We start from the raw sequence: 1,684 nt of genomic DNA, 5'->3' as shown, positions 1-1,684 counted from the left end.
GGCCGAGACGCGCCTGAAGACCGAGCAGTCGCTCGCGAGCACGCACCAGGTCGACACGCAGCTCGCGCAGCTCGACGGCAAGCTCGCCGACGCGCAGAGCGCGCAGCAGGCGCTGCAGCAGCAATACCAGGACCTGTCGCGCAACCGCGATGCGCGGCTGCTCGAGGAAGTCGACCAGATGCCGTCTAGCGCGAGCCAGCTGCCGGCACGCCACGCGAGCGTCGCGCTCGCGCTGATCGCGCTGACCAACGTGGCCGGCACCTATGCGTGCGGCCATCTCGGCGGGCTGCTGCGGCGCAAGTACGTGCTGTCGGTGCTGTACCTCATGCGTGCGCTCACGATGGCCGTGTTCGTCGCCGCGCCGCTGTCGCCCACGAGCGTCTATGTGTTCGCGGCCGTGATGGGGTTCACGTGGCTCGGCACCGTGCCGCTGACGAACGGCGTGATCTCGCAGGTGTTCGGCGTGCGCTACATCGCGACGCTGTTCGGCTTCGTATTCTTCGGGCACCAGCTCGGCAGCTTCTTCGGCGTCTGGCTCGGCGCGGTGGTGTACGACGCGACGCATTCGTACATGCCGCTGTGGATCGGCTCGATCGCACTCGGCGTACTCGCGGCGCTGCTACACCTGCCGATCGACGACGCGCGTGTCGCGCGTCCGGCATCGGGCAACGCGGCATGGGCGTGATCCGCGCGGCGCTGGCGGCCGCCACGCTCGCGTTCGTCGCGTGGTGCGGCGCGGCCTATTTCAGTTCGGGCGTCGCGTACGCGTTGCTCGAACACGTCGCGTTCTGCAACTGACGCGACACCCTGAGCGCGCGGTCAACGGCGCTTCGGCAATGCCGCCAGCGCATCGAGCGCACGGGCACGCGCGGCCGCATGCTCGACGAGCGGCTCCGGATAGTCGACGCCGAGCCGCACGCCGGCTGCGTCGAGTTCCAGCGGCGATGCTTCCCACGGCGCGTGGATCGATGCGTTATCGAGACCGGCAAGCTCGGGCACCCAGCGCCGCACGTACGCACCGTCCGGATCGAACTTCTGCCCCTGCGCGACCGGATTGAAGATGCGGAAATACGGCGCGGCGTCGGCGCCGCAACCGGCCACCCACTGCCAGCTCGCCGCGTTGTTCGCGGGATCGGCGTCGACCAGCGTGTCCCAGAACCACGCTTCGCCCGCGCGCCAGTCGATCAGCAAGTGCTTGATCAGGAACGACGCGACGACCATCCGCACGCGGTTGTGCATCCAGCCGGTCGTCCACAGTTCGCGCAGGCCCGCATCGACGAGCGGATAGCCGGTCAGCCCGCGCTGCCATGCGTGCAGCGCGGCGGAATCGTCGCGCCACGGCATCGCATCGAACTGCGCGCGGAAATTGTCGGTTGCGAGCGCCGGGAAGTGATACAGCAGCGTGTAGCTGAACTCGCGCCAGCCGAGCTCGCTCAGGAATTTGTCGGCGTCCGCGGCCACCGCCGCGCCACCTTCGCTAGCGGCGCCCTGCACCGCATGCCACACCTGTCGCGGCGACAGGTTGCCAAAGCGCAGGAACGGCGACAGCCGGCTCGTCGCGGGACGGTCGGGAAGGTCGCGCGCATCCGCGTAGCCGGCGAGCGATGTCGTCAGGAAGGCGTCGAGCCGGGCGTGCGCGCCGGTTTCGTCGGGCGCGGGCCACGCGTCGCGCAGGCCGCCGGCC

Annotated in this window: 3 protein-coding genes; 2 read left to right on the top strand and 1 reads right to left on the bottom strand. The window is 69.9% G+C overall.

The annotated features are described in order from the left end of the window. Together G3N93_RS39735 and G3N93_RS42150 are read left to right on the top strand one after the other, a co-directional pair. Positions 1–685: MFS transporter (locus tag G3N93_RS39735; RefSeq protein ID WP_241026908.1), on the top strand; the 685-nt coding region annotated here is incomplete at its 5' end. Then, positions 676–798: a hypothetical protein gene (locus G3N93_RS42150; protein ID WP_277396498.1), complete on the top strand. Its 123-nt coding sequence runs from the start codon at positions 676–678 to the stop codon at positions 796–798. The genes G3N93_RS39735 and G3N93_RS42150, both read left to right, overlap by 10 nt. Positions 799–819: 21 nt before the next feature. Here G3N93_RS42150 and G3N93_RS39730 read toward each other — a convergent pair. Beyond that, the coding region (locus G3N93_RS39730; protein WP_206135496.1) for a deoxyribodipyrimidine photo-lyase at positions 820–1,684 on the bottom strand (865 nt) is incomplete at its 5' end.

The organism is Burkholderia sp. Se-20378, assembly GCF_017104665.1.
Classification (GTDB): Bacteria; Pseudomonadota; Gammaproteobacteria; order Burkholderiales; family Burkholderiaceae; genus Burkholderia; species Burkholderia lata.
Note: the sequence above shows the minus strand (reverse complement) of the source record. Positions and strands in the feature narration are given on the sequence as shown.